Below are 6752 nucleotides of genomic sequence, written 5' to 3'. Positions count from 1 at the left end.
CGACCTCAAACACCGGCCGGTGGAGTACGCGCTCGACCTGCCCATGCCCGGCCTCCCCGCCCCCGGCCACCCGTACGTGCTGGCCGCCGGCGACCTCTCCCCCGCCGACACCGCCGGCCTCGGCCAGGACGTCCTCGCCCTGGTGACCGAGCGCGGCGGCCCCACGAGCCACACCGCGATCCTGGCCAGGGCCAGGGGCCTGCCGGCCGTGGTGGCCTGCGAGGGCATCATGGGCGTCGAGGACGGCACGGTGATCGGCGTGGACGGCGGCACCGGCGACATCGCGCTCGGCCTCACCGAGGAGGAGGCCGCCGAGGTCACGAGCGCCGACCGGGCCCGCAGGCAGCGGCTGGCGACGAGCGAGGGCCCGGGCAGGACCGCCGACGGGCACCCGGTGAAGCTGCTGCTCAACGTCGGCTCCGCCGCCGACCTGCGGCCGGGCGCGGAGGGGGTGGGGCTGTTCAGGACGGAGTTCCTGTTCCTGGGCCGCAAGGTGGCGCCGTCGTTCGAGGAGCAGGTCAGCGCGTACGCGGAGGTGTTCCGCGAGGCCGGGTCCACGGCCGGGTCCACGGCCGGGTCCGTGATCGTGCGCACGCTCGACGCGGGCACCGACAAGCCGCTGCCCTTCCTCGGTCTCCCTGAGGAGGAGAACCCGGCGCTGGGCGTGCGCGGCCTGCGCGTGGACCGGCTGCTGCCGGACGTGCTGGACACCCAGCTCGACGCGATCGCCGAGGCGGCCAGGCTCACGGGCACGCGGCCGTGGGTGATGGCGCCGATGGTCACCACGATGGCGGAGGCGACCGGGTTCGCCCGGCGGGCAAGGGCCAAGGGCATCGAGCAGGTCGGGGCGATGGTCGAGGTCCCGGCGGCGGCCCTGCGCGCCAGGCGGCTGCTGGGGGAGCTGGACTTCCTCAGCATCGGCACCAACGACCTGGCCCAGTACACCTTCGCCGCCGACCGCCAGCACTCCACCCTCGCCGACCTCCTGGACCCGCGCCAGCCGGCCCTGCTGGAGCTGATCGCCCTGTGCGCGCAGGCGGGTCAGGAGGTCGCCAAGCCGGTCGGGGTGTGCGGGGAGGCGGCCGGCGACCCGCTGATGGCGCCCCTGCTGGTGGGCCTGGGCGTGACGAGCCTGTCCATGGCCCCGGTGTGCGTGCCCGCCGTACGCGAGGCGCTGGCGGGCCTCACCCTGAACGAGTGCCGCGAACGAGCCCAGACCGCGCTGGACTGACCGTCAGGCGGCCGGCTCCGGGTTGTGCGCCCTGAGCCGGAGCTGGTCGCCCTCGACGTCCACCGTCACCCTGCCGTGCTCCTGGACCTCGCCGGTCAGCAACATCGTGGACAGCCGGTTGTCCAGCTCCCGCTGCACGGTGCGGCGCAGCGGCCGGGCGCCGAACTCGGGCTGGTAGCCGCGCGCCACCAGCCAGTCCTTGGCCGCGTCCGTGACCTCCATCGTGACGTCCTGGCCGCGCAGCCGCTGCCGGGTGCGTTCGAGGAGCAGGTCCACGATCTGGCGGAGCTGCTCGCGTTCGAGGCGCTTGAAGACGATCGTCTCGTCGATACGGTTGAGCAGTTCGGGACGCAGGGAGCGGCGCAGCAGCTCCATGAGCTGCTGCTCGATGTCGCCGGTGGCCTCCAGGATCAGCTCGGCGCCGATGTTGCTGGTCATGATGACGATCGTGTTGGTGAAGTCGACCGTGCGGCCCTGGCCGTCGGTGAGGCGGCCGTCGTCGAGCATCTGCAGCAGGATGTTCATGACGTCGGGGTGGGCCTTCTCGATCTCGTCGAGCAGGATCACGCCGTGCGGGCGGCGGCGTACGGCCTCGGTGAGCTGGCCCGCCTCCTCGTACCCGACATATCCGGGCGGCGCGCCGATGAGGCGCGAGACCGTGTGCCGCTCCTGGAACTCGCTCATGTCGATGCGCACCATGTGGTCCTCGCCCCCGAACAGGGCCGCCGCCAGCGCCCTGGCCAGCTCCGTCTTGCCCACGCCTGTCGGGCCGAGGAACAGGAAGCTGCCGATCGGGCGGTTCGGGTCCGACAGGCCCGCCCTGGCCCTGCGCACGGCCTCGGCGATCGCGTCGACCGCCTCGTCCTGGCCGACGACGCGCTTGTGGAGATGCTCCTCCAGCCGCATGAGGCGGTCCCGCTCCTGCTCGGTGAGCTGGGTGACCGGGATGCCGGTACGCCGGGAGACGACCTCGGCGATGTCCTCCACCATGACCTGCGGGACGGTGTCGGCGCCGTGCCTGGCCCGCTCCAGCTCCGGCCGGAGCTTGTCGATCTGCGTGGTCAGCTCCTTGGCCCGGTCGAAGTCGTCGGAGGAGACCGACTGGTCCTTGTCGCGGCGCAGCGCGTCGAGGCGCTCCTCCAGCTCGCGTACGTCGCTGCCGGGCGTGCGCGAGCGCAGCCGTACCCGGGCCGAGGCCTGGTCCATGAGGTCGATGGCCTTGTCGGGCAGGAAGCGGTCGGAGATGTAGCGGGCCGACAGGTTGGCGGCCGCGTCGAGGGCCTCGTCGGTGATGCGGACCTGGTGGTGGGCCTCGTACGCGTCCCGCAGCCCGGCCAGGATCTCCACCGTCTGCTCCACGGTCGGCTCGGGGACCAGGATCGGCTGGAAGCGGCGCTCCAGGGCGGCGTCCTTCTCGATGTTCTTGCGGTACTCGTCGATGGTGGTGGCCGCGATGACGTGCAGCTCGCCACGGGCCAGGGCGGGCTTGAGGATGTTGGCCGCGTCCATGCCGCCCTCGGCGGAGCCGGCGCCGACGAGCGTGTGGACCTCGTCGATGAAGACGATCGTCTCGTCGGCGTGCGCGCGCACCTCGTCGATGACCTTCTTGATGCGTTCCTCGAACTCGCCCCGGTACTTCGACCCGGCCACCATCCCGGTCAGGTCGAGGGCGATGACGCGGCGGTCCTTGAGCAGGTCGGGCACGCTGCCGTTCACGATGCGCTGGGCGATGCCCTCCACGATCGCGGTCTTGCCGACGCCGGGCTCGCCGATCAGGCACGGGTTGTTCTTGGTGCGCCGCGACAACACCTCGATGCACTGCTCGATCTCGTCCTCGCGGCCCACGACCGGGTCGATGCGGCCCTGGCGGGCCTCCTCGGTGATGTCGCGTCCGTACTCGTCGAGCGCGGGCGTGTCGGTCGCCCGCCTGCCGTCGCCGCCCGCGCCTCCCGCGCGGCCCGAGCCCATCATCATGGCCTCCTGCAGCTCGTTCGCCGAGACGCCCTGCTCCCGCAGGAGGCGGGCAGCGACGGAGTCGGGGTTGGCGGCCAGCGCGAGCAGCAGGTGCTCGGGCCCGATGTACGACGACTCCAACGCCCGTGAGATCCGCTGGGCGTCCAGGAAGGCGCGTTTGGCGGCCGGGGAGAGCGTCGTGGGCGGCTCTGTGGCCTGGCCAGGACCGGTCGCCGCGCCGATGCTGTCGCGCAGCCGGCCGACGTCCACCCCGGCCGTGCGCAGCATGGCCTTGATGGAATCGTCCTCGATCAGCGCGTCGAGCATGTCCAGCACGTCCAGGTCGGGGGCGCCCCGCCGGCCGGCGCCCTCCAGCGCCCGGCTCAGCGCCTCCCTGGCCGAGGCGCTCAGCAGCCGGCCCACGTCCACCCGCTGGACGCCGGGCCGGGACGGCGGCCAGCCCTCCATGCCGCCGAAGACCCGGCCCGTGAGCTCTTCGAACCCTCTGAACGGGTCCCCACCGAAAAACGACCTGAACGGCATGTCCGACATCGCATGTCTCCCTCGTACTCAGGGGACATCTAGCCGCGCACACCGCAAGTCATAGCCAGCAATCGGCAAAGCTCACTCTGTGGCGACGAGGTCGATGATGGGCGTGTCGCCGGAGACGAGTTCCAGGGTCCGGTGGACGGTGCCGGGGTTCTCCAGCAGCGCGACGATCACGGCGGCCACGTCGTCGCGCGGCACCGCGCCCCGGGGGACCTCCGGGGCCAGCCGGACCAGCCCGGTGCCGGGGTCGTCGGTCAAGGCCCCCGGCCGCAGGATCGTCCAGGCCAGGTCGCGGGCGCGCAGGTCGGCCTCGGCCTCGGTCTTCGCCTGGATGTAGGCGGCCCACACCTCGTCGCCGCCTGCGGGCGGCTTGCCGGCGCCCATGGAGGAGATCTGGATGAAGCGCCGCACGCCCGCCCGTTCCGCCGCCTCGGCGAGCAGCACGGAGGCGCCCCGGTCGACGGTGTCCTTGCGCGGCGCGCCGCTGCCGGGCCCGGCGCCGGCCGCGAAGACGACGGCGTCGGCGCCCTCCAGGACGTTCACGACGTCGTCGAGGCTCGCGCGCTCCAGATCGCACACCACGGCCTCGGCGCCGGTGGCCTCGACGTCGGCGACGTGAGCCGGGTTGCGCACCAGCCCGACGGCGCCTGATGTGAGCCGGGCGGCCAGCCGCAGCGCGATCTTCCCATGGCCACCCGCGATGATGATCCGCATGTCCGCCATGGTGTCATGGACGTATGCGCGACTTCCCGCAGGCGCCCACGCCCGCGTTCCTGTTCGACCTCGACGGCACCTTGATCGACAGCGTCTACCAGCACGTGGTGGCCTGGCGGCAGGCGTTGTCCGGGATGGGCATCGACCTGTCGGTGTGGCGGATCCACCGCCGCATCGGCATGAGCGGCGGGTTGTTCGTGAGCGCCCTGCTGCGTGAGACGGGGCTCAAGCTGACGCGGGAGCAGATCGAGGAGTTGCAGACGACGCACGCGGAGGCGTACGAGCAGCAGGCGCACTCGGTCCAGCCGCTGCCCGGCGCGACGGAGCTGCTGGGCGAGCTGACCGCGCGCGGCGTGCCCTGGGCCATCGCGACCAGCGGCTACGCCCGCACCGCCCGCCTCGCGCTGGGCATGCTGAACCTGCCGGACGACACGCCGATGGTCACCCGTGACATGGTGCGCAGGGCCAAGCCCGATCCCGACCTTTTCCTCGCCGGTGCGGCTCTCGCGCAGGTGGATCCCGCGCATGCCATGGTGGTGGGCGACAGCGTCTGGGACCTGCTCGCCGCCCGCCGGGCCGGATCGCTGGGCATCGGGTTGCTGTCGGGAGGGTACGGCAGGGACGAGCTGGAACGCGCGGGGGCATTCAGGGTGTACGCCGACCCGGCGAACATGCTGGACCGGCTCGACGAGCTCGGCGTACGCCAGAGCGACTGAGATGGGAATATCGCTGCGAACCTCCAAGCTGGATCATGCGTATCCCCCAAAGAGGAGCTGAAATGGACTTGGCAGACATCGGCGTCACCGGTCTGGCGGTCATGGGCCGCAACCTGGCCAGGAACCTGGCCAGGCACGGGTACGCGGTGGCCGTGCACAACCGCTCATACGGCCGTACCCAGCAGTTGGTGAAGGAGTTCGGCCAGGAGGGCACGTTCGTGCCGTCCGAGGACCTGGCCGGATTCGTGGCCTCGCTGAAGCGGCCGCGGCGGGCGATCATCATGGTGAAGGCGGGGGCGGGCACCGACGCGGTGATCGACCAGCTCGCCGACCTGATGGAGCCGGGCGACATGATCGTCGACGGCGGCAACGCGCACTTCGCCGACACCCGGCGGCGCGAGGCGGCGCTGCGCGAGCGGGGCCTGCACTTCGTCGGCACGGGCATCTCCGGCGGCGAGGAGGGCGCGCTGAACGGCCCGAGCATCATGCCGGGCGGGTCGAAGGAGTCGTGGGAGGCGCTCGGCCCGATCCTGCAGGACATCTCCGCCAAGGTGGACGGGGTGCCGTGTTCGGTGCACGTCGGCCCTGACGGTGCCGGGCATTTCGTGAAGATGGTGCACAACGGCATCGAATATTCGGACATGCAGCTCATCGCGGAGTCCTACGACCTGCTGCGGCAGGCGCTGGGAGTGTCGCCGGCCGAGCTGGCCGAGGTGTTCAGGGAGTGGAACCGGGGCGAGCTCGACTCCTACCTGATCGAGATCACCGCCGAGGTGCTCGACCAGGTGGACGCCGAGACGGGCAAGCCGTTCGTGGACGTCGTGGTGGACCAGGCCGAGCAGAAGGGCACCGGCCGCTGGACCGTGCAGAGCGCGCTCGACCTGGGCGTGCCGGTGACGGGCATCGCGGAGGCGACGTTCGCCCGCGCGTTGTCGGGGCACCCGGAGCAGCGGGCCGCGGCCCGGTCGCTGAGCGGGCCCGACCTGTCAGGGACCGGCGGGCGCGAGCTGGTGGAGGACGTGCGGCAGGCCCTGTACGCCTCCAAGATCGTCGCCTACGCCCAGGGGTTCGACCAGATGGCGGCGGCCTCGAAGGAGTACGGCTGGGACCTGGATCTCGGCGCCATGGCCACGATCTGGCGGGGCGGGTGCATCATCAGGGCCAAGTTCCTGGACCGGATCCGGGCCGCGTACGACGCGAACCCGAACCTGCCGACGCTGCTGGCCGACCCGACGTTCGCCGGCGCGGTGGACGCCGCGCAGGAGTCGTGGCGGCGCGTGGTCTCCACGGCGGTGCAGATCGGCGTGCCGACGCCCGGCTTCTCCTCGGCCCTGGCCTACTATGACGGGCTGCGCCGCGACCGCCTTCCGGCGGCGCTGGTGCAGGGCCTGCGCGACTACTTCGGCGCGCACACCTACCACCGGGTGGACAAAGAGGGCGCCTTCCACACCGACTGGTCCGGCGACCGCCAGGAGCGGCCGGCGTAGCCCTCTTCACGCGCTCCCGGCGGCGGCCCGCGTCCCCCCGGAAGCCGACTCCCGGCGACGGCCCGCGTCCCTCCGAGAGCCGACTCCCGGCGGTGGCCCGCG

General features: G+C 72.2%; 5 protein-coding genes. 3 read left to right on the top strand and 2 right to left on the bottom strand.

The features are described from left to right. On the top strand, nucleotides 1-1231 hold a 1231-nt coding region (locus tag ACFPZ3_RS39065; protein WP_379519394.1), incomplete at its 5' end, for a putative PEP-binding protein. Nucleotides 1232-1234: 3 nt separating this feature from the next. Here the strand turns inward: ACFPZ3_RS39065 and ACFPZ3_RS39060 are convergent. Together ACFPZ3_RS39060 and ACFPZ3_RS39055 are read right to left on the bottom strand one after the other, a co-directional pair. Beyond that, nucleotides 1235-3736: an ATP-dependent Clp protease ATP-binding subunit gene (locus ACFPZ3_RS39060; protein WP_379519393.1), complete on the bottom strand. Its 2502-nt coding sequence runs from the start codon at nucleotides 3734-3736 to the stop codon at nucleotides 1235-1237. Between the two features lie 72 nt (nucleotides 3737-3808). Continuing rightward, the gene (locus tag ACFPZ3_RS39055; protein WP_379519392.1) at nucleotides 3809-4447 is read right to left on the bottom strand and encodes an SDR family oxidoreductase; all 639 of its coding nucleotides are present in this window, start codon (nucleotides 4445-4447) and stop codon (nucleotides 3809-3811) included. A gap of 23 nt (nucleotides 4448-4470) precedes the next feature. Here ACFPZ3_RS39055 and ACFPZ3_RS39050 point away from each other — a divergent pair, with 23 nt between their 5' ends. Together ACFPZ3_RS39050 and gndA are read left to right on the top strand one after the other, a co-directional pair. Next, entirely contained in the window at nucleotides 4471-5163 is a 693-nt protein-coding gene (locus tag ACFPZ3_RS39050) for an HAD family hydrolase (RefSeq protein ID WP_379519391.1), read from the top strand. 62 nt (nucleotides 5164-5225) lie between these two features. Further along, nucleotides 5226-6650: an NADP-dependent phosphogluconate dehydrogenase gene (gene gndA / locus ACFPZ3_RS39045; RefSeq protein ID WP_379519390.1), complete on the top strand. Its 1425-nt coding sequence runs from the start codon at nucleotides 5226-5228 to the stop codon at nucleotides 6648-6650. Nucleotides 6651-6752: the final 102 nt, after the last annotated feature.

The organism is Nonomuraea insulae (assembly GCF_042656245.1).
Note: the sequence above shows the minus strand (reverse complement) of the source record. Positions and strands in the feature narration are given on the sequence as shown.